Consider the following 20,577-nt stretch of genomic DNA (forward strand, 5'->3'; position numbering starts at 1 on the left):
TTTTAAGACATTTATGGCGTTTTTGTTACTGTCTCCCCGATGTCGCTGCGGCGCCATAAATATCGCAGGACATTGTCCCCGAAAGCGGGCAGATGATGTCTTCGTTAAGAGCGATCGTTTCTTGGGTGGGATCAATAGGATGGCCGGGGTGATGCGGGGATGGGGGCTGGCGGCGGCGGTCGGCTTGATGGTGGTGTCGACTTCCGGGGTGATGGCCAAGGACAGGCAGGGCTATCTGGCCGCTGGCGAGGGCGTTAACCTCGCGACCATCCTGCCGGGTCCGCCGACGCCGGGTTCGCCGCGGGTGCTGGCCGATGCACGGGTATTTCGTGACAGCCGGGCGCTGCGCGGCATGGCGCGGTGGCAACAAGCGACGGCGGACGTGTCGAGCGACGTGGGCGCGCGCTTCGCCGATGCGCTGGGCTTCCGGCCCGACTGGACCAAGTTGCCGCTGACCCGAGCACTGCTGGCGCGGTTCGACGCGGATCGCTCGGCGGCGATCCGCATGGCCAAGGCACATTGGCAATCCCCGCGTCCCTTTATCGGCAGCGACCTGCCCATTTGCGAGCCGCGCACGCCGGGTCTGATTGCCAATGGCGACTATCCCTCGGGCCATACCGCCCATGGCTGGGGCTTTGCGCTGATCATGGCCGAGTTGCTGCCCGACCGGGCCAACGCACTTCTGGCGCGGGGCCGCGACTATGGCGACAGCCGCTGGATTTGCGGTTCGCACAGCCAGAGCGCAGTCGAGGGCGGCTATATGGCGGCCAGCGCGGTCTATGCGCGCGAACATGGTAATGCCGCCTTCCGTCGCGACATGGCCGCTGCGGCCGAGGAACTGGCGCGCTACCGCGCTCCTAAAACCGCCAGTCCGCGCTGAGGCTGGCGACGCGGCCCTGCTGCGCGCGGACGGTGACGATGCCGTCCGTGTTGCCCGCCCGGACCTCGCCTCCCACGGCATCGCCCTGCATGATGGCGATCCGGTCGAACAGGTTGGTCGCGCGCAACTGCACCGTCAGGGCCGGGCTCGCCGCCCAGCGCGCGCCCAGCCCGACTATCGCGAAGCCGGGAAAGGCCAGGCTGTTGGCGTCGTCGGCATAGCGTCGTCCCATCGCCGAGACATCGCCGTCAATCGTGATGCCGGTGCCGGGCAGGGCGGCGCTGGCCGACAGGCTTGCCATCAGCCGGGGCACGCGACGGGGCATGTTGCCGCTGAGATCGGTGACGACGGGCAGGCCGCCGCTGAGGCTGGTCACGCGATAGGATTGCAGCCTGGGGTCCTGCACGGTCACCGTCCCGCGCAGCGATACGCCGGATATGGGCGCGGCATGGGCGCTGAGCTCCAGGCCCAGCGTGCGTGCGACGGGATTGCGCTCACCCACCCGCACCGCACCGGTGACGGGATCGAGCGACAGATCGGGCAGCGCGATATCGGGAAAGCGGCTGGCGAAGAGGGTTGCGTCCAAGCCCCATCGATCCCGTCGCCAGATCAGGCCCAGCTCGGCCTGCTCGATGGTCAGCGCGCGCGCCGGGTCGCCGCCGCCGACGCGGAACACACCCGGATCGGGCAGCCGCATCGCGCGGGTGATGCGCGCGAACAACCCGGTCTCCGAGCTGGCGCGCCAGTGGAGCGCCAGCGTGGCAGCGGTTCGGGCGATCGGCTGGCGATAGGCGTCCCACTGCCTGGACCCGACCATGATCCGATCGTCGGCCAGTGTCGTCGGGTCGCCGCCATCGCGCGTCGCCGGCCGCTCGACTTGCGCCGACAGAAGCGCGCGTTCGTCACGCAGGCCCCAGTCGATCCGCCAATCCCTTGCCACTTGCCACTCATCGGCAACGTAAAGCGCGACCAGATGCTGATGCCCGACCATCGCCTCATAGGTCGATCCGCCGTTGATCAGGCCTTGATCGGTCAGTCGTCCCAGCACTCGCCCGGCGGCGTCCAGCGCCGACAGGTCCAGCCGCCGCCCCTGCTCGCGCGCTTCGACCAGCACGCGCGCCACGGCCCGGTAAAAGTCCCAGCGATAGCCGACTGCATACATGCCAAGCGTCAGGTCATGGCGCCCCGCCGACTCCAGCTGCCGTGCATAGGACAGATCGACAATACCCTCCGCCAGGCGTGTGTCCGCGGTGACCGGGTTGAGCGCGATGACCAAGCTATTTCCGGGAAAGGCCGCAAAAGCGCTGCCGTCGCTCGCATGGGTGAGGGCGACTTGCGCCGTGTCCGGATAGGCGGCGGTCAGGCGGGGCATCGCGTCCGCCAGTGCCTGCGCGGCGGGGACGGCATTGCCCGAGGAGGACAGGGCATAACGCTCGGTCCGCGAGGTCCGGACATGGGCGCGCACCGTCAGCAGGCCGTCCGCGATCGGCTGGCTCAAAGCCAGCGACGGCATGACCATCCGATTATGGTTGTTGCGCCCCAGCGGTCGCTCGCCCAACGCGGCAAAGCGCAGGCTGGTCAGTTCCGGCCCGAAAAAGCTGCCGCGCCGGGGATCGAAGCCGGGCAGCGGCATGATCCGGCCATGCGCGACCCGCATCGGCACCGACGAGACGTTGAGCGTGTCGTCGGCCAACGCGTGGATGGCCAGCGTCAGCAGACCGCCACCGGGCAGATCATGGTCGAGCCGGACCCGCATCTGCCCGCCCCCCAGCGTCGAGGCGATGCGCCGCACCGTCGGGTCCCGCACGACCGCGCCGCCCGCGATCAGCCGCCAGCCAGGAGCAACGGGTCCGGTCGCATAGCCCTCCCACCGCGCCAGGCCATAGTCGGTGGTCGTCATCCGCATCGCCCCGCCAGACCGGCCGCCGGGAGCTCGCGTGCGCAGGTTGAGCACACCACCGGGCGCATTGCTCGCAAAGATGGCGGAGGGGCCGCCGCGCACATAATCGGCGCTCTCGATCATCAGGTCGGGGCGGACGAACTGGTCGATATCGGTCCAGGCCAGCGTGTCATGCTGCACCGGCAGCCCGTCCTCCTGCACGGCGATCGCCTGATACCCGTCCAGTGGAATACCGCGCACCCGGATGGTATTGGCCGACGCCCCGGCCGAACTGTCGACCCACAGGCCGGGCAGGCCGGACAGCAGCTCCGCCAGGCTTTGCGGCGGTCGCCGGGCAAGTTCGACGCTATCGAGATGCGAGGCGGAATAGCTGCGCTCCAACTCGCCCTGTATGGTCGTGCCCCGGCGGCCGGTGACGATCACGTCCGGGCCGGTGACGGGATCGACCGGCGGGGCGGGCGCAAGCCGGTGCACCGGAGGCGGGTCTCGACGCGGTATCGGCCCGGCGGCGCGCACCACGATTCCGCCCGCCATCCGACGACAGGAAAGACCGGCCGGACGGCACCAGCGAGCGAGGGCGCTCGACAGGCGCATCCGTCCCTTCAGCGCGGGCGCGGTTCGTCCCGCCAGATCGCCGGGACGCGCGACCACGGCCTGGCCCGCCTGCCGCGCCAGCCGGTCCAGCCCCGCAGCGATGGGCCCGGGGGGAAGATCGATGGACAGGAGGGGATCGGCCTGCGTCGTCATCAGCGCCCCCATCAGCGCCGTTGCCACCAGCATCGTCATGACCACCCGCCCGGTGGGCCGAAAATCATTCGCTCGCTGCTGCCCCCGCCATCACCAAAGTCTGTCCGCGCCGCGCCGATAGGTGGCAATTATGTAGGGCGCATGTCAGTGGCAAAGATCGTTTCCGATGGTACCAACGGCGGCGACGGAGGAATGACATGCAGGAACCGGCGGCGCAGTGGCAATTCTGGATCGACCGTGGCGGCACCTTCACCGATGTCGTCGCGCGGCGGCCGGATGGCACGCTCGTCACGACGAAGCTGCTCTCCGAAGATCCCGAGCGCCGTCATGACGCGGCTGAGGCGGCGATCCGGCAGTTGACCGGCGTGGGCGACGGGCCGCTTCCTCCCTGCGCGATCCGCATCGGCACGACCATCGCGACCAATGCCCTGCTGGAGCGGCAGGGCGAGCCGGTGCTGCTGGCGATCACGCGCGGGTTCGGCGATGCGCTGACCATCGGCTATCAGGACCGGCCCGATATCTTCGCACGCGACATCCGCCGCCCCGCACCGCTGTTCGCCGGGGTGGTCGAGATCGACGAGCGGGTGGCGGAGGACGGCAGCGTCCGGACCCCGCTCGACCGCGACGGCGCAGCGGCGGCCTTTGCCCAGGCCTATGCCCGGGGTTTGCGCTCCATCGCGATCGTCCTGATGCACGGGTGGAAGCATCAGGCGCACGAACTGGCCCTGGTCGAACTGGCGGAGGCGGCGGGCTTTACCCAGATTTCGGTCAGCCACCGCACCGCGCCGCTGATCCGCCTGGTCGCGCGTGGCGACACCACGCTGGCGGACGCCTATCTGTCGCCGGTGTTGCGACGTTATGTCCGGGGGCTGGAGGCTGGGTTGGGCAGTGCGGCGGACGGCGGCCTGCTGTTCATGCAGTCGAGCGGCGGGCTGGTCGCGGGCGAGCATTTCCATGGCAAGGATGCGCTGCTGTCTGGCCCGGCAGGCGGGATCGTCGGCATGGCCCGGACGGCGCGAGGAGCCGGTTTCGACCGGATCATCGGGTTCGACATGGGCGGCACCTCGACCGACGTCTCGCTCTATGCCGGGCAGTATGACCGGCGATCCGACGCGGTGCTGGCGGGGGTGCGTGTCGCGGTGCCGATGATGCGGATCGATACGGTGGCGGCGGGCGGCGGATCGATCTGTCACTTCGATGGCGGGCGGTTGCTGGTCGGCCCGGCCTCGGCGGGGGCGGAGCCGGGCCCGGCCTGCTATCGGCGTGGCGGGCCGCTGACCGTCACTGACTGCAACATGATCCTGGGCAAGATCCAGCCCGAGCATTTCCCCGCGCTGTTCGGCCCCAACCGCGACCTGCCGCCCGACCGTGCGGCGGCCGATCGGGCGCTGGACGCCTTGCTGGACGAGGTGGCGGCGGCGGGCGGAGAGCGGCTGGACCCGATGGCGGCGGCCGAGGGGCTGGTCGCCATCGCGGTCGCCAATATGGCGCGGGCGATCCGTGCGGTGTCGGTCGCGCGGGGTGAGGACCCGGCCTCTTATGCGCTGGCCTGTTTCGGCGGGGCGGGCGGGCAGCATGCCTGCTTGGTCGCCGATGCGCTGGGCATGGAGCGGGTGCTGATCCATCCGCTGGCGGGGGTGCTGTCGGCGGTCGGCATCGGCCTGGCGGATCGCAGCGTGGTGCGCGACGCGACGGTCGCGCTGCCGCTGGGTGATGACGCGTTGGTGTCCGCGCTGGCGGCGTTGCGGGAGGAGGCGAAGGACGGGCTGGCCGCGCAGGGCGTCGACCCGACCACGATCCGCTTCGCCGTGCTGGCGCAGCTGCGCTATGCCCGCAACGACCAGACGATCGGCGTCGCCTGGGGCAGCCCGGAGTCGATGGCGCAGGATTTCGCGGCCGCGCATCACCAGCGCTTCGGCTTTGTCGGCGACGACAGGCTGGTGGTCGAGCAGCTTCGCGTCGAGGCGATCGCCGGGGATGCTGCACAGGCGCTTCCCACGCCCGCTCTGCCCGATCGATCCGCCGAGCCGATCGACCGGGTCGCCATGTATCTGGCGAGCGAGCGGCACGATGTTCCGGTGTACCGGCGGGAGGGGCTGGCGGCGGCGGCTGTCCTGGCGGGGCCGGCGCTGATCATCGATCCGGTGTCGACCGTGGTGGTCGAGCCCGGCTGGCAGGCGCGGGTGCTGGCGGAGGGGACGTTGTTGCTCGAACGCGTCGGTGCGCGGTGCGAGCAGGCGGCGGAGGAAGCGGTCGATCCCGTCCGGCTGGAGATTTTCGCCGGTCTGTTCATGGGCATCGCCGAGGAAATGGGCGCGGCGCTGCAACGCAGTGCTGCCTCGGTCAACATCCGCGAGCGACTGGATTTCTCCTGCGCGCTGTTCGACGCGGACGGGGGGCTGGTCGCCAATGCGCCGCATATCCCGGTGCATCTCGGATCGATGGGCGAGAGTATCCGCACCGTCATCCGCGCGCGGAGCGGCGCGATGCGCGAGGGGCAGGTCTATGCCCTGAACGATCCCTATCGCGGCGGCACGCACCTGCCCGACATCACCGTCATCATGCCGGTCTTTGCAGGGGGTGAGACGCCCGCCTTCTTTGTGGCGGCGCGGGGCCATCATGCCGATGTCGGCGGGACCACGCCCGGATCGATGCCGCCCGACAGCCGAACGCTGGCGGAGGAGGGTGTGGTGTTCGACGACGTGTTGATCGTCGAGAACGGCGCGATGCGCGAGCAGGCGATCCGCGACCTGCTTGCCAGCGGCCCCTATCCGGCGCGCAACATAGACCAGAATATCGCCGATCTGGCGGCCCAGGTCGCGGCGTGCGCGCGCGGCGCGGAGGGGCTTCGCCAGCTGGCGGCGCAACAGGGGCAGGGCGTCGTCACGCGGTACATGGCGCATGTCCAGGCCCATGCCGAGGCGATGGCGCGGCGGATGATTGCCACCCTGTCGGACGGCACCTTCCGCTATGCGCTAGACGACGGCGCGGTGGTCGCGGTGCGGGTGACGATCGATGCGGTGCAGGGCCATGCGACCATCGACTTTACTGGCACCAGCGAACAGCGGCCGACTAACTTCAACGCGCCGCTGGCGGTGACGCGCGCCGCCGTCCTCTATGTCCTGCGGCTGCTGGTCGACGAGGCGGTGCCGCTGAACGAAGGGTTCCTGCGCCCCGTCACGCTGATCGTGCCCGAAGGCTCGATGCTCAACCCGCATTTCCCCGCCGCCGTGGTGGCGGGCAATGTCGAGGTGAGCCAGGTCGTCACCGACGCGCTGCTGGGCGCGCTGGGCGCGATGGCGGGGAGCCAGGGAACGATGAACAATCTGACCTTCGGCGACGACAGTTATCAATATTATGAGACGATCGCGGGCGGCGCGGGGGCGGGTCCGGACCATCACGGCGCCGACGCGATCCAGACGCACATGACCAACAGCCGGTTGACCGACCCCGAAGTGCTGGAGACCCGCTATCCGGTGCTGGTCGAACAGTTCGCGATCCGGCGCGGCTCGGGCGGGGTGGGCCGCCACCGCGGCGGCGACGGGACCCACCGCCGGATACGCTTCCTGCAACCTTTGCGCGCCGCGATCCTCAGCAATCGCCGCGTTGTGCCGCCCTTTGGCCTGAACGGCGGGGGTGCCGGACAGGCTGGGCGCAACCGGATCGAGCGGGCGGATGGCACGTCGCAGGATCTCGCGTCCACCGCCGGGATCGAGATGAAGAGCGGCGACGTGCTGGTGATCGAGACGCCGGGCGGCGGCGGTTACGGCGCGGAGGAACGCTGATGTGGATGCTCGCCGGGATCGTCGTCATCGCGGGCGGGTTCCTGCTCCGCTTCAACCCGTTGCTGGTGATCATCGCCTCCGCGCTCGTCACTGGGCTGGCGGCGGGGCTCGACCCGGTGAGGATCCTGGCGACCTTCGGCCATGCGTTTAACGAGACGCGCTACGTCACCGCCATCTACATGGTCCTGCCGGTCATCGGGCTACTGGAGCGGCGGGGGCTTCAGGCTCGCGCTCGCGCGCTGGTGGCGAGGTTGCAGGGCGCGACGGCGGGGCGGCTGCTCACCGGCTATCTGCTGTTCCGGCAGGTGACGGCGGCGCTGGGCCTGACGTCGGTCGCCGGACCCGCGCAGACCGTGCGCCCCCTGCTCGCGCCGATGGCGGAGGCGGCCGCCGAGCGGCAGGGCGGGGCGGTCGAGGATGCGGAGCGGGTCAAGGCGATGGCGGCGGCAACCGACACGGTCGGCCTGTTCTTTGGCGAGGACATCTTCCTCGCGGTCGGGTCGATCCTGCTGATGAAGGGCGTGCTGGAGGGCTATGGCATCATGCTGGAGCCGTTCCAGCTGTCGGTCTGGGCGATCCCGACCGCCATCGCGGCCTTCATGATCCATGGCTTCCGGCTGTGGCTTCTCGACCGGCGACTGTCGGCGCGGAGGACAGAGCGATGATCGGGCTGAACCTGGTCTATGCGGTTGCGGGACTGGTCTTTGCCGCCTTCGCGCTGTTGTCGCTCAAGGGCCGGCGCTGGGCCAATGGCGTCTTCTTCGCGCTGATCGCACTGTCCTTTTTCGCCGGGGACCGGCTGGGCGATGTCGGCAACGGTGTGCTGGTGCTAGCCCTGGTCGGCATTGCCGCCTCGGGGCGGATGCGCCGCGCCGCGCCGGTCGAACCGGCGGGGGAGCGCTATGGGGCCAAGGTCTTCGTGCCCGCGCTCATCATCCCGGTGGTCGCGCTGGTCGGGACGCTGGCGTTCAAGCAGGTGCCGACCTGGGTCGATCCCAAACAGGCGACGCTCGTCGCGCTGACGCTGGGGACGATCGTGGCGCTGCTGCTGTGCGGGGTGCTGCTGCGGGCAAGGGCGGACGAGCCCTTTGCGGCGGGACGCGGGTTGATCGACGATATCGGCTGGGTCTTGGTGATGCCACAGATGCTGGCGAGCCTGGGCGCAGTGTTTGCGCTGGCGGGGGTCGGCGCGGTCGTCGGTGGGCTGATCGGCGCGGTTATCCCTATGGGCAGCGTCATCGGCGCGGTGCTGGCCTATGCGCTGGGCATGGCGTTGTTCACCATCGTCATGGGCAATGCCTTTGCCGCCTTTCCGGTGATGGCGGCGGCGGTCGGCGTGCCGATCCTGATCCGCCAGATGGGCGCCGACCCCGCCATCGTCGCGGCGGTGGGCATGCTGGCGGGGTTTTGTGGGACGCTGATGACGCCGATGGCGGCGAATTTCAATTTGCTGCCCGCCGCGCTTCTTGGCCTGAGGGACAAATATGGCGTCATCCGCGCGCAGGTGCCGACCGCCCTGCCGCTCCTCGCCTTCAACATCCTGCTGCTTTACGGAATGATCGCATGACCCGACTGGACCGCGCCACCGCGCAGCGTTTTGCCGCCATGACCCTGGGCCATGTCGGGCGCGAATATCCCAACTGCCTGATCCATGTCCTGAACGGGCCGGAGGATGCGCGCACCCCGTCCGAGCTGCATCCGATCTTTTATGGCAGCTTCGACTGGCATAGCTGTGTCCATGGCTGGTGGCAGTTGCTGCGCCTGATCCGCCTCTATCCCGATCTCGACGCCGCCGCCGCCATCCGCGCGCAGGCGGACGCGATGTTCACGGCCGAGAAGGTCGCGGGCGAAATGGCCTATCTGGAGCGGCCGAGCGCGAGCGGTTTCGAGCGGCCCTATGGCTGGGCCTGGATGCTGGCGCTGCAGGACGAGGCGAGCCGTCATGACGCCGATTGGGCAAAGACGCTGGAGCCGATTGCGCGGTTCTTTGCTGGCCGCCTGCACGCGTTCCTGCCGCGCCTGACCTATCCCTTGCGCGTGGGGACGCATTTCAACACCAGCTTCGCGTTGACCCTGGCCTGGGACTGGGCGGAGACGCGCGACACGGCACTGCGCGCGCTGATCGCGGAGTCGGTGCAAGGCTGGTTCGCGCACGATCGGGACTGCCAGGCCTGGGAGCCGGGCGGCGACGAGTTCCTGTCGCCCGCCCTGACCGAGGCGCTGGTGATGAGCCGTGTGCTCGACGCGCCCGACTTTCACGCCTGGTTCGACGGGTTCCTCCCGCGCGTCGCGACCGGCGAGCCCGTGACGCTCTTCACCCCCGCTACCGTGTCGGACCGAAGCGACGGCAAGATCGCGCATCTCGACGGCTTGAACCTCAGCCGCGCCTGGTGCTGGCGGGTGATCGCGGCGAAGCTGGGACCGAACCACCCGGTCGCCGCCCGCGCCGAAGCGGCGGTGGAGGCGCATCTCGCCGCCAGCCTGCCGCATCTGGGGGACGACTATATGGGCGAGCACTGGCTCGCCACCTTCGCGCTGTTGGCGCTGGCGGGTTAAATCTTCAGATGCGCGGTCCGGTCGCGCTTGGCGGCAAGCGCCTGGCGGACTTCCGCCACGGCGCGGGCCTCGCTGGCGATCAGCAGACCCTCCAGCGCGGCGGTCAAGTGACGTTGCATCGCGACACGCGCCGCCACCGCATCGCCGGAGCGCAGCGCCTCCAGGATCGCGGCGTGATGCTCGACGATCGGGCGCACGTCGATCTCGCGCACCTTGGCGTCCAGCAGCACGCTCTCGGCCGAGCGCAGCCGCTGTTCCCATAGCCGGTCGATCGTCTCCAGGATCGCACTGTTGCGGGTCGAGCGCGCGATCAGCGTGTGGAAGGCGCGGTCCGCGCGGAAGGCGCCGCCGACCGTGTTATTCTCTTCCTCGATCGCATCGACCAGCGTCGCCAGTTCGTCCAGTTCCGCCTCGGTGATCTGGGTCGCGGCCAGCGCTGCCGCTTCGGGCTCGAACAGCAGGCGGGCTTCGGCCACTTCCATCGCCGACACGCCGAAATCGGGTGTCTCGCCCTGGCCGGGCAGCGCCACGACATGCGCGCCCGATCCGATGCGGACTTCGATAAAGCCCTGGACTTCCAGTGCGATCAGCGCCTCGCGGATGACCGGGCGGCTGACGTCGAACCGGGTCGCCAGCTCACGCTCGGCAGGCATGCGCGTGCCGATCGGGTAGCGGCCCTCCTGCAACTCGGCGATCAGCGTGCGGGCGAGTTCCCGGTAAAGCCGGTCCTGGGTCGTATTGTTGTCCATCACAACCCTTATAGGGGCCGAGGCGGGATGCTGGTCAAGCGCCAGTGTCAGACCAATGTGTGTCAGGCCAATTACGACATTCCGTTGCGATCGGTTTCCACGACGGTCGTACCGGCGGCGCGGGCGGCCTGCGCCAGCCGGGCATCGGCGCTGTCGGTGACCAGGAAGTCGACATCGCCCATGTCGCCGACGCGGACCGGTGCGGCGCGCTCCAGCTTCGATCCGTCCAGGGCGAGCAGCACCTGGCGGGCGTGGCGGATGATCGTCTGCGACACCCGTACCTCGTCCACGTCGAAGTCGAGAAAGGTCCCGTGGGTGTCGATCGCCGACGCCCCGATCAGGGCCATGTCGACCTTGAACCCCCGGATGAAGTCCATTGCCAGCGCCCCCACCACGGCGCGGTCGCTGGCGCGCACCCGGCCGCCCGCCGCGATGACCTCGATCGAAGGACGCCCGCCGAGGATGTCGACAACGTTCAGATTGTTGGTGATGACCATCAGGTCGCGGTGGTCGACCAGCGCCCTGGCGATCGCTTCGGTGGTTGAACCGATATTGATGAACAGGCTCGCCCCGTTGGGCACCAGCGCGGCGGCGGCGGCCCCGATGGCGGACTTGGCCGGGGCGGCGACCATGCGCCGTTCGCCATAGGCCAGATTGTCGGTGCCCGAGGTGACGACCGCGCCGCCATGAACACGCGCCAACATCGACTGGCCTGCCAGGATGTTCAGGTCCTTGCGGATCGTCTGCGGCGTGACGCCCAGCTTTGCGGCGAGTTCGTCGACCCCGACGCTGCCCGTTCGCCGCGCGATGTCGAGGATCGCGGCATGACGCGCGGCGACGATGTCGGGCGCGGCAGGCTTCACGCGATGCCCCGCTCTGCCAGATAGCGCACCAGCCGTTCGGGGGTCTCGAGGGGGACGTGCAGGCCCAGCTTGCTGCGGCGATAGAGAATGTCCTCTGCCGTGCGCGCCCATTCGGCCTTCACCAGATAATCCACCTCAGCCGTGTGCAGCCCGCCGCCCAGGTCCGGGCCGAGGTCACCGGCCGCCAGCAGCTCGTCGACACGCGTGCCGTAAGCGCGGGCCAGGCGACGCAGCAGCTGGGGCGGCAGGGCCGGGTGCCGGGCGGTCAGCTCGTGCAGGAACCGCTCGAAATCGGCATCCGCGATGTCGCCGCCGGGCAGTGTCGCACCCGCCGTCCAGGCCGATCCCGCCTGCGGGAAGAACCGCGCCAGTTCGCGCATCGCGTGCTCGGCGAGCTTGCGGTATGTGGTGATCTTGCCGCCGAAGATGTTCAGCATCGGCGCCTGCGCCTCGCCCTCCGCACCCGTATCCAGGTCGAGCACATAGTCGCGCGTCACCGCCGAGGCATTGGCGGAATGGTCGTCATAAAGGGGGCGGATGCCCGCATAGCTCCACACGATATCCGCCTCCCCGACCTTGCGCGCGAAATAGCGATTGGCGGTGTCGAGCAGATAGCTGGTCTCCGCTGCGCTGATCGATGCCTTGGCGGGGGCATCGGTCCAGGGTTCGTCGGTGGTGCCGACCAGCGTGAACGCGCCCTCATAGGGGATGGCGAAGACGATGCGACGGTCGTCATTCTGCAGCATGAAGGCATGATCGCCGTCATAGAGACGGGGCACGACGATATGGCTGCCCTTGATCAGGCGCACCCCGCGATCGCGCCGCGCGCCATGCGTCCGCCCAATCACATCGGCGACCCAGGGCCCCGCCGCATTGACCAGCACGCGCGCCTGGACGGTATGGCTCTGGCCGTCCGCCTCGACGGTCGCGGTCCAGCCTTCGCCGTCGCGCCTGGCGTTGATCAGCCGGGTGCGGGTTTCGATCCGCGCGCCTCGCTCGCGCGCGTCCATGGCGTTCAGCACGACCAGGCGGCTGTCCTCCACCCAGCAGTCCGAATAGACGAAAGCCTTGCCCTTTCGCGGCGAAAGTCCCGCGCCCAGCGCCGACTTTTCCAGCGCGACGGTGCGCGTGCCCGGCAGCTTCTCGCGACCGCCCAGATGGTCGTAAAGGAACAGGCCCAGCCGCACCATCCAGGCGGGGCGCGGCGACTGGGTTTGCGGCAATACGAAGGACAGCGGCCAGATGATGTGCGGCGCCATGTTCAGCAGCCGCTCGCGCTCGATCAGCGCCTCTCGCACCAGACGAAACTCGCCATACTCCAGATAGCGCAGGCCGCCATGGATCAGCTTGGTCGAGGCGGAGGAGGTATGGCTGGCCAGGTCGTCCTGCTCGACCAGCATCACCGACAGGCCACGTCCGGCCGCATCGCGCGCGATGCCGGCGCCGTTGATGCCGCCGCCGACGATCAGCAGGTCGATCCTCTCCATGTCCCGGTTCGTCATCTGGCTTGTCCCTGTTCTCGAACGCCACCCCTGCTATACCATTTCCCGGAAAAACGAAAGCATTGACGTTCGTTTGAAAGCGTGTGACCTTTCGTAGCGAAAATAAGGAGAGGGTGAGCGATGGCGTCGCACATTCTGGTGATCGATCAGGGGACGACCTCGACGCGCAGCATCGTCTTCGATGCGCAGGCCCGGCGGGTCGCCATCGCGCAGGCCGAGTTCGCGCAGCATTACCCCGCGCTGGGCTGGGTCGAGCATGACCCGGAGGATATCTGGCGCGATGCGCTGGCGACCGCGCGCAAGGCGATCGACGAAAGCGGTGTCGCGCCTGCTCAGATCGCCGCGATCGGCATCACCAACCAGCGCGAGACGGCGGTCGTCTGGGACCGCGCGACCGGCGAGCCGATCCACCGCGCCATCGTGTGGCAGGACCGGCGCGGGACCGAGCTTTGCCAGACGTTGAAGGCCGACGGTGCCGAGGATCTGGTGCGCGAGCGGACCGGTCTGCTGATCGACCCCTATTTCTCCGCGACCAAGCTTGCCTGGCTGCTCGATCACGTCGACGGCACACGGGCGCGGGCCGAGCGCGGCGAATTGGCCTTCGGGACGATCGACAGCTTCCTGCTCTGGCGGCTGACCGGTGGGGCGGTGCACGCGACCGACATCACGAATGCGGCGCGCACGATGCTGTTCGATATCCATCGCGGGGTGTGGGACGAGGAATTGTGCCGCCTGCTGCGCGTGCCGATGGCGATGCTGCCGCAGGTGCACGACAATGCGCATGTCTTCGGCACCACCGCCCCCGACCTGTTCGGCGCGGCGATCCCGATCGCGGGGATGGCGGGGGACCAGCAGGCGGCTTTGTTCGGTCAGGCCTGTTTCCGTCACGGCATGGCCAAGTCGACCTATGGCACGGGCTGTTTCATGCTGCTCAACACCGGTACGACGGCGGTCGCCTCCAAGCATCGGTTGCTGACCACGCCCGCGTACCGGCTGAACGGCAATATGACCTATGCGCTGGAGGGATCGATCTTCGTGGCGGGGGCGGCGGTGAAGTGGTTGCGCGACGGCTTGGGCGTCATCACCCATGCCAGCCAGACCGACGATCTCGCGACCCAGGTGCCCGACAGCCACGGCGTGTATATGGTTCCGGCCTTTGTCGGCATGGGCGCACCCTATTGGGAGCCGGATGCGCGCGGGGCGATCTATGGCCTGACGCTGGGGGCGAGTGCGGCGCATCTGGCGCGCGCGGCGCTGGAGTCGGTCGCGTACCAGACGATGGACCTGGCCGAGGCGATGAAGGCCGATGCGGGCGAGGGGGCCGCGATCCTGCGCGTGGATGGCGGCATGGCGGCGAATGACTGGCTGTGCCGGTTCCTGTCCAACATGATCCGGACGCCGGTCGAGCGGCCCGCCGATCTGGAGACGACGGCGCGTGGTGCGGCCTTCCACGCCGGGCTGGCGACCGGGGTGTGGTCCGGCCTCGACGCGCTGGAAAAGCTCTGGTCGCGCGAGGAATGTTTTGAGCCGTCGATGACCGAGGAGGCGCGTGCGCCGCTGGTCGCCGGGTGGCGTGACGCGGTGGCGCGGACGCTCGCCAAGCCGGGGGCGACGCCCGCGTGATGCGGCCGATGCTGGTGGGCAATTGGAAGATGAACGGCGACGGCACCTGCCTGCCGTTGATCGCCGCCATTGCGGATGCGGCGGCGCGCTATCCGGGCGTGGAGGTGACGCTGTGCCCGCCCGCAACGCTCCTCGACCGGGCGCGGTCGATCGCCCCTGCGCTGGGCTTGGGGGCGCAGGATTGCCATGCCGAGCGGGACGGCGCGCATACCGGCGATCTGTCGGCGGCGATGCTGCGCGAGGCTGGCGCGGACCTTGTGCTGCTCGGCCATAGCGAGCGGCGGCACGATCATGGCGAGGATGACGCGCTGATCGCCGCCAAGCTCCGCACGGCCCGCGCGGCGGGGCTGCGCGTATTGCTTTGTGTCGGCGAAACGGCGGCGGATCATGCCGCCGGGCGGTCGGTAGCGGTGGTGCGCGAGCAACTGACCCGCTCGCTCGGCGGCGCGGACGGGGAGGGGCTCGCCATTGCCTACGAACCCGTCTGGGCGATCGGCAGCGACCGCGTGCCGGAGGGCGCAGAGGTGGCGGCCATCGCCGATGCGATCCGCGATAGTTTTCCTGGTGAGGCCCCCCGCGTCCTCTACGGCGGATCGGTGACCGCCGAGAATGGTGCGGCCCTGTTCGCGCAAGGCGGGATTGACGGTTTTCTGGTGGGGCGCCAGAGCCTGGATGCCGACGCCTTCACCGCGATCCTCAAGGCTATGCTACCGGCCAGCACCGTCCGGCACCGCCATCCGGAAGGTGGTCACTGCGATCGGTAGTAGCGCGATGTCGCCGCCATGCGCCCGCGCGATGCGTCTGGCGAGCGTCAGGCCGACGCCCGATCCTTCGGGCTTGGTGGTGTGAAACGGGCGGAAGATGCGCGCCCGTTCCGGTGCCGGGACGCCGGAGCCGGTATCGGCGACCGACAGGATCAGGCGATCCTCTTCGCGCTCTACCGTCAGCGTGACCACGGGCGACACCGCGCCCGCCAGCGCCGCCTCGGCGGCGTTGTGGAGCAGTGCCCAGATCGCCTGGGTCATCTGGTCCCGGTCGCACCGGCCCGTCATGCCCTGGGGCACGATGGTGGACAGCTGGACCCGCCCCTCGAACCGCTGGTCGAACAGCCGGGATAGATCGCCGACCAGCTCGTCCATGGCGACGGGCGTTGGAACAGGGTCGGGCAGCCGCGCGAGCATCCGATAGGCGCGGGTAAAGCGCTCCAGACCCTCGATCCGCCGGGTCAACGTCGCCAAGATGCTTGGCAGCCGCGCATCGCCGCGCTCCGCCGCGACCTGTGCGCTGTCGGCCAGCGAGACGATCGGCGACAGGCCATTGAGCAGTTCATGCCCCAGGATATCGATCATCTCATTATCGGCATGAACCTCGGCGGCGCGGCGTTCTGCCTCGATATCGATCAGCAGGACCAGCGATTGGTCGCCCCCCGCGACGCGTTCGATCCGCCAGCTTCGTCCTTCGTGGCGCAGGCGCGTTTTGCGCGGATCGTTCAGCGTGGGCGGCGTCGGGCTGAGCCGGTCGTCGGTGGCGAACAGCGTCCGGCTGGCCCGGTTGAGCGCTCGGGCACCGCCGCCGGTGATGCGCAGCAACGGCAAGGGGATCTGGTCCAGCAAGGCCGCCAGCGGCGGGCCGTCGGTCGTCGGATCGCGCTCTTCCGACCTCCGACGAACCGACAGGTTGCGCGATGCAGCCCAGCAACCGCCGAGCACCAGCCATGCGACACACAGCGTCAGCCCGAGCAGCGTTGCGAACATTCCCCTTTGCCACGCCAGCACCAGCAGCGCGCCGCTGGCCGTCAGCGCGATGCCCGACAGCGCCGCTGCAAGAACCCGGCGAGCGGAGACTTCAAAGCCCATGCCGCGCCATCCGCCGATACAGCGCACCCCGGCTGAGCCCCAGTGCCTGCGCCGCCTGGGTGACATTGTGGTGATGCTCGATCAGCGCGGCCTCGATCATGCCGCGCTCGCTTTCGTCCAGGTCAAAGCTGGCGCGGGCGGGCCCCGTGCCCGTCATGGCCGCCATGGGTGCAGGCGCGAGCAGCGCCGCGTCGATCACGCCATCCTCGCCCAGGAGCAGCGCCCGCTCGATCGCGGCGGCCAGCCCGCGGGCTTCGTCGGGCCACAGTGCATGGGCGAACAGCGCTTCGGCGGCGGGGGTGAAGCGGGGCGGGGGGCGGCCGTGCCGTTGCGCTGCGATCCGGGCGAAGTGCCGCGCGAGCAGGGGAATGTCGGCCCGCCGTTCGGCCAGCGCGGGGGCCGCGATCTCGACCATGGCGATGCGCCGGGCCAGCGCGGGGCTGATCGCGCGGGGCGTGTCGGCGATGGCAATAAAGCGATCCTCGGGCCTCAACCGGTCGAGCAGTCGGGCTTGGGCCACCTCGTCGAGCCGGTCGGGATGGCGCAGCAGATATGTCGCGCCCGGTGTGCCCTGGTCCAGCCGGTCCCAGGCCAGCAGATCGCGCAGGTCGATGCGGCCCATCGCCCGCGCTGATCCGGTCGAGGCGGCGTGGATCGCGGCGGCGATCAGGCTGCGCCCCGCGCCGGACGGACCGGTTACCACGACGCCCGCCATGGTGGGCCCGATCCGGCGGACCAGGCTGCGCACCCGCTCGATCGCGTCGCTCTCGCCCAACAGACGGGCGGGCTCGGCGGCCATGGCGGCCTCAGATATGGTGGGATGGACGGGACGACGCCGGGCCGCGACCTCGATCTTGGCGATCAGCTCGGCATTGCGCCAAGGCTTCATCACGAAGTCGCGCGCCCCAGCCTGCATCGCCGCGACGGCCAGCTTGATGCCGCTATGCGCGGTGATGACGATGATGCACGCCCCCGGATCGTCGGCCAGCAGCCGCTCCAGCATCGCCAGTCCCTCCGCCCCGTCGGTCCGCCCGGCGGCATAGTTCAGGTCGAGCAGGATCGCGTCGTAACGCTGTGCCGCCAACAACGAGAGACCTTCTTCCGGCCCGCTCGCTACGTCCAGCCGGTGCCCGGCCAGATCGATCGCGATGGCGAGCGATTCGGCGATACGCGGATTGTCGTCGACCAACAGGATCGCCAAGCGGTTGGAGGGGCTTGACCCGTCCGCCGACCGTCCATTTTCGGACGGTGCGTCCGAACGCGAACGGTCGGATTCGACGGATGATACGGAAAATGGCGTGTTCATAGGGCTTTAGGTTTTTCGGCTGTCCTGGGTGAGACTGTGTCCATGATGACCGAACACAGCACAGGCGCAAACACTTCCGGCATGCCCGCTCCCGGTGCGGCGATGGACCGCCGGATCGAGCGCAAGGCGACGCCCTGGTGGCGGCGTCGCGCGGTCGTGGTCGCAGGCCTGGTCTTATTGGCCGCCATCGCGCTCTGGCGCATCCTGCCCGCCGCGGGATCGACCGACATCACCGCCGCCAATATCGAGACGGGCGAGGTGACGCGCGCTGCGTTCGACGATTACCTGCCGGTGCGCGCCACCGTGACGCCGCGCGTCACCACGCTGGTCGGCGTGCTGTCGGGCGGACAGGTCGAGAAGCTGCTGGTCCAGGATGGCGAGATGGTCCGGGAAGGCCAACCGCTGGCGACGCTCGCCAATCCGCAGCTGAAGCTCGACGTCCTCACCCGCGAGGCGCAGATCGCCAGCCAGCTGGGCGGCGTCGCCAGCGAGGGGCTAGGCATCGAGCGCAACAAGCTCGACCGCGCCAGCCAGGTCGCGCAGGCCGAATATGACCTGATCAAGGCGCGCCGCGACTTGGGCATTCGCCGCCAGCTGCACGATCAGGGCTTCCTGTCGGACGCGGGCGTCAAGAGCTTCGAGGAAGAGGCCGCCTATCAGGAAAAGCGCCTCGCCCAACTGAAATCGGGTCGCGCGACCGAGGCGCGCATCACGTCCACCCAGTCGGCGCGGCTGAACGATACGCAGACGCGGCTGGCGGGCAATATGGCGGCGGTGCGCGCAGGACTGGAGGGCCTGACCATCCGCGCGCCCGCAGGCGGACGGCTGACGAACTTCGTCATCCAGCCCGGCCAGACGCTGAAGCCAGGCGACCCCGCCGGGCAGGTCGATAGCGAAGGCTCGTGGAAGCTCGTCGCGCAGGTCGACGAATATTATCTCGGCCGCGTCGCGGTGGGACAGAAGGCGACGACCTCGGACGGCGCAGGGCTCACCGTGTCGAAGGTGCTTCCGGCCGTGAAGGACGGGCGCTTCCAGGTCGAGCTGACTTTCGACAAGGCACCGGCCGGGCTCAATCGCGGGCAGACGATCGACATCCGAATCACGCTGGGCGCGGCGAGCCGCGCAGTGGTCGCCCCGGTCGGCGGCTGGCTGGAGGCGGGCGGCAGCTCGGCCTTCGTCCTCGACGCCGATGGTGCCCATGCCCGTCGCCGCAGCGTGAAGGCGGGCCGTCGTAATCCCGAACAGGTCGAAATCCTCTCCGGCCTCAATCCCGGCGAGCGCATCGTCATCAGCAACACCGCGTCCGTGAAGGGCGACATCCTGAACATCCGATAAAGGGGGACTGACATCATGATCCGACTGGAAAGCATTCAGCGCCGCTACGTCTCCGACGAGGTGGAGACGACCGCGCTGCACGATATCGACCTGCATGTGGCGGCGGGCGAGTTCCTGGCCATCATGGGGCCGTCTGGGTGCGGCAAGTCGACCCTGCTCAACACGCTGGGCACCGTCGATCGGCCGACCGGCGGGCGGTACATGTTCGGCGACCGCGACCTGGCCGCGATGGGCGAAAAGGAGCTGGCGAAGTTCCGCGCCGAGACGCTGGGCTTCGTGTTCCAGAGCTTTAACCTGATCGACGAGCTGACCATCGAAGAGAATGTCGCGCTGGGCCTGGCCTATCGTAGCGATGTCGGGGACCGGCGCGGCCGGGTCGCGGCTGCGATGGACAAGGTCGGCATCGCTCACCGCGCCCGCCACTTCCCGCACCAGCTGTCGGGCGGTCAGCAGCAGCGCGCCGCCATCGCCCGCGCCATTGTAGGCGACCCCAAGCTGATCCTGGCGGACGAGCCGACCGGCAATCTCGATACCGCCAATGGCGAGCAGGTGATGAACATCCTGACCGGCCTCAACGATGCGGGGGCGACGATCGTGATGGTGACCCACTCGCCCAGCCACGCCGACCTCGCCAAGCGCCGCATCGACATGCTCGACGGCCGCATCGTCGCCAGCGCCATGCGCGCGATCTGAAAGGACATTCCGATGAAGAAGATGATCCCTGCCATCGCCCTGTTTTCGCTCACCGCCGCTGCCGCGCCCGCGCAGGACAGTGCGCAGACGACGCACGGCTACGACCTTCGCGGCTTCGACCGGATCGATGTCGGCGGGTGCGATATCGTGACTGTCTCGCTCGGCTCAGGCTATGCCGTGTCGGCGCGGGGGCGGGCGGCCAATATCGATACGCTGCGCATCGACACCAGCGGCGGCGCACTGCGCATCCGCCGCAAGAACAGCAGCTGCAACGGCCATGACCGCCGTGTCGCGATCGCCGTCACGCTGCCCGCGATCAAGGCGGTCAAGCTCAGCGGTGCGGTAGAGATGAACCTGCCCGCCCTCGATACACCGGCGTTCGCGGCGGATACCAGCGGCGCCAGCGTGCTGCGCCTGTCGGCGCTGCGTAGCGGCATGGCCAATTTCGGTCTGTCGGGGGCGAGCGAGGTGACGGTACGGAGCCTGCGCGCCGAACGTGCGAAGCTGGACACGTCGGGGGCGAGCGTCCTTCGCGCGGATGGCGATGTGCGGCAACTGACCATCGACAGCAGCGGCGCCAGTGAGGTGAATGCACGCGCCCTTTCCGCACCCCAGGTCACGATCGGTGCCAGCGGCACGGCCCATGTTCGCGCCGGGGCCTCCGAACAGGCGAATGTAAGCGCCAGCGGCATGACCAATGTCAGCGTGGAGGGAAACCCCCGCTGTACTGTCGCCAAGAGCGGCCTCGCCCGCATCGCGTGCGGTCGATGACCGTCTTGTCC

Annotated in this window: 16 protein-coding genes; 10 read left to right on the plus strand and 6 right to left on the minus strand. The window is 69.1% G+C overall.

Annotation, left to right across the window (positions count from 1 at the left end):
- Window positions 1–139: 139 nt before the first annotated feature.
- Window positions 140–880 carry an acid phosphatase gene (locus SSA01S_RS05575; protein ID WP_061779569.1) on the plus strand — a complete coding sequence of 247 codons (741 nt, stop codon included), beginning with the start codon at window positions 140–142 and terminating at the stop codon, window positions 878–880.
- Here SSA01S_RS05575 and SSA01S_RS05580 read toward each other — a convergent pair.
- Complete coding sequence (locus SSA01S_RS05580) at window positions 858–3,566, minus strand: TonB-dependent receptor (protein WP_061779570.1); 2,709 nt, start codon at window positions 3,564–3,566, stop codon at window positions 858–860. The genes SSA01S_RS05575 and SSA01S_RS05580 overlap by 23 nt on opposite strands.
- A 158-nt stretch (window positions 3,567–3,724) precedes the next feature.
- Between SSA01S_RS05580 and SSA01S_RS05585 the strand changes: the two genes are divergently transcribed.
- From SSA01S_RS05585 to SSA01S_RS05600, 4 genes are read left to right on the plus strand one after another with little or no spacing between them, the layout of a single operon-like run.
- Complete coding sequence (locus SSA01S_RS05585) at window positions 3,725–7,312, plus strand: hydantoinase B/oxoprolinase family protein (protein ID WP_061779571.1); 3,588 nt, start codon at window positions 3,725–3,727, stop codon at window positions 7,310–7,312.
- Entirely contained in the window at window positions 7,312–7,977 is a 666-nt protein-coding gene (locus SSA01S_RS05590) for a DUF969 domain-containing protein (protein WP_061779572.1), read from the plus strand. Before SSA01S_RS05585 ends, SSA01S_RS05590 begins: the two co-directional genes overlap by 1 nt.
- On the plus strand, window positions 7,974–8,879 hold the full coding sequence (locus SSA01S_RS05595) for a DUF979 domain-containing protein (RefSeq protein WP_061779573.1): 906 nt from the start codon (window positions 7,974–7,976) through the stop codon (window positions 8,877–8,879). The genes SSA01S_RS05590 and SSA01S_RS05595 overlap by 4 nt, the downstream gene beginning before the upstream one ends.
- Window positions 8,876–9,868: a DUF2891 domain-containing protein gene (locus tag SSA01S_RS05600; protein ID WP_061779574.1), complete on the plus strand. Its 993-nt coding sequence runs from the start codon at window positions 8,876–8,878 to the stop codon at window positions 9,866–9,868. Before SSA01S_RS05595 ends, SSA01S_RS05600 begins: the two co-directional genes overlap by 4 nt.
- Here SSA01S_RS05600 and SSA01S_RS05605 read toward each other — a convergent pair.
- The 3 genes from SSA01S_RS05605 to SSA01S_RS05615 form a co-directional block, all read right to left on the minus strand.
- The gene (locus SSA01S_RS05605) at window positions 9,865–10,617 is read right to left on the minus strand and encodes a FadR/GntR family transcriptional regulator (RefSeq protein ID WP_058733286.1); all 753 of its coding nucleotides are present in this window, start codon (window positions 10,615–10,617) and stop codon (window positions 9,865–9,867) included. The two genes, SSA01S_RS05600 and SSA01S_RS05605, sit on opposite strands and share 4 nt — an antisense overlap.
- Before the next feature lie 71 nt (window positions 10,618–10,688).
- Window positions 10,689–11,480: a DeoR/GlpR family DNA-binding transcription regulator gene (locus tag SSA01S_RS05610; protein ID WP_061779575.1), complete on the minus strand. Its 792-nt coding sequence runs from the start codon at window positions 11,478–11,480 to the stop codon at window positions 10,689–10,691.
- The gene (locus SSA01S_RS05615) at window positions 11,477–12,982 is read right to left on the minus strand and encodes a glycerol-3-phosphate dehydrogenase (protein ID WP_061779576.1); all 1,506 of its coding nucleotides are present in this window, start codon (window positions 12,980–12,982) and stop codon (window positions 11,477–11,479) included. The genes SSA01S_RS05610 and SSA01S_RS05615 overlap by 4 nt, the downstream gene beginning before the upstream one ends.
- A 120-nt stretch (window positions 12,983–13,102) precedes the next feature.
- On the opposite strand from SSA01S_RS05615, the gene glpK reads away from it, so the two are divergent.
- Window positions 13,103–14,605: a glycerol kinase GlpK gene (gene glpK / locus SSA01S_RS05620; RefSeq protein WP_061779577.1), complete on the plus strand. Its 1,503-nt coding sequence runs from the start codon at window positions 13,103–13,105 to the stop codon at window positions 14,603–14,605.
- Complete coding sequence (gene tpiA, locus SSA01S_RS05625) at window positions 14,605–15,369, plus strand: triose-phosphate isomerase (RefSeq protein WP_061779578.1); 765 nt, start codon at window positions 14,605–14,607, stop codon at window positions 15,367–15,369. The genes glpK and tpiA overlap by 1 nt, the downstream gene beginning before the upstream one ends.
- Here tpiA and SSA01S_RS05630 read toward each other — a convergent pair.
- Window positions 15,313–16,461, minus strand: a complete 1,149-nt coding sequence (locus SSA01S_RS05630; protein WP_061779579.1) for a sensor histidine kinase — start codon at window positions 16,459–16,461, stop codon at window positions 15,313–15,315. The two genes, tpiA and SSA01S_RS05630, sit on opposite strands and share 57 nt — an antisense overlap.
- Window positions 16,451–17,662, minus strand: coding sequence for a sigma-54-dependent transcriptional regulator (locus SSA01S_RS05635; RefSeq protein WP_061779580.1), 1,212 nt, complete (start codon window positions 17,660–17,662; stop codon window positions 16,451–16,453). The genes SSA01S_RS05630 and SSA01S_RS05635 overlap by 11 nt, the downstream gene beginning before the upstream one ends.
- Before the next feature lie 186 nt (window positions 17,663–17,848).
- Here SSA01S_RS05635 and SSA01S_RS05640 point away from each other — a divergent pair, with 186 nt between their 5' ends.
- The 3 genes from SSA01S_RS05640 to SSA01S_RS05650 are packed head-to-tail and all read left to right on the plus strand — an operon-like array spanning window position 17,849 to window position 20,566.
- The gene (locus SSA01S_RS05640; RefSeq protein WP_240954727.1) at window positions 17,849–19,102 is read left to right on the plus strand and encodes an efflux RND transporter periplasmic adaptor subunit; all 1,254 of its coding nucleotides are present in this window, start codon (window positions 17,849–17,851) and stop codon (window positions 19,100–19,102) included.
- Window positions 19,103–19,117: 15 nt separating this feature from the next.
- A complete protein-coding gene (locus tag SSA01S_RS05645; RefSeq protein ID WP_058716923.1) occupies window positions 19,118–19,795 on the plus strand; it encodes an ABC transporter ATP-binding protein in 678 nt (225 codons plus the stop codon).
- A gap of 12 nt (window positions 19,796–19,807) precedes the next feature.
- A complete protein-coding gene (locus SSA01S_RS05650) occupies window positions 19,808–20,566 on the plus strand; it encodes a GIN domain-containing protein (protein ID WP_061779582.1) in 759 nt (252 codons plus the stop codon).
- Window positions 20,567–20,577 lie beyond the last annotated feature (11 nt).

This window comes from Sphingomonas sanguinis NBRC 13937 (genome assembly GCF_001591005.1).
Lineage (GTDB): Bacteria > Pseudomonadota > Alphaproteobacteria > Sphingomonadales > Sphingomonadaceae > Sphingomonas > Sphingomonas sanguinis.

Coding starts and splice junctions, on each gene's coding strand:
- SSA01S_RS05575 (WP_061779569.1), top strand. CDS start 140: ATGGCCGGGGTGATGCGGGGATGGGGGCTGGCGGCGGCGGTCGGCTTG.
- SSA01S_RS05580 (WP_061779570.1), bottom strand. CDS start 3,566: ATGACGATGCTGGTGGCAACGGCGCTGATGGGGGCGCTGATGACGACG.
- SSA01S_RS05585 (WP_061779571.1), top strand. CDS start 3,725: ATGCAGGAACCGGCGGCGCAGTGGCAATTCTGGATCGACCGTGGCGGC.
- SSA01S_RS05590 (WP_061779572.1), top strand. CDS start 7,312: ATGTGGATGCTCGCCGGGATCGTCGTCATCGCGGGCGGGTTCCTGCTC.
- SSA01S_RS05595 (WP_061779573.1), top strand. CDS start 7,974: ATGATCGGGCTGAACCTGGTCTATGCGGTTGCGGGACTGGTCTTTGCC.
- SSA01S_RS05600 (WP_061779574.1), top strand. CDS start 8,876: ATGACCCGACTGGACCGCGCCACCGCGCAGCGTTTTGCCGCCATGACC.
- SSA01S_RS05605 (WP_058733286.1), bottom strand. CDS start 10,617: ATGGACAACAATACGACCCAGGACCGGCTTTACCGGGAACTCGCCCGC.
- SSA01S_RS05615 (WP_061779576.1), bottom strand. CDS start 12,982: ATGACGAACCGGGACATGGAGAGGATCGACCTGCTGATCGTCGGCGGC.
- glpK (WP_061779577.1), top strand. CDS start 13,103: ATGGCGTCGCACATTCTGGTGATCGATCAGGGGACGACCTCGACGCGC.
- tpiA (WP_061779578.1), top strand. CDS start 14,605: ATGCGGCCGATGCTGGTGGGCAATTGGAAGATGAACGGCGACGGCACC.
- SSA01S_RS05630 (WP_061779579.1), bottom strand. CDS start 16,461: ATGGGCTTTGAAGTCTCCGCTCGCCGGGTTCTTGCAGCGGCGCTGTCG.
- SSA01S_RS05640 (WP_240954727.1), top strand. CDS start 17,849: ATGCCCGCTCCCGGTGCGGCGATGGACCGCCGGATCGAGCGCAAGGCG.
- SSA01S_RS05645 (WP_058716923.1), top strand. CDS start 19,118: ATGATCCGACTGGAAAGCATTCAGCGCCGCTACGTCTCCGACGAGGTG.
- SSA01S_RS05650 (WP_061779582.1), top strand. CDS start 19,808: ATGAAGAAGATGATCCCTGCCATCGCCCTGTTTTCGCTCACCGCCGCT.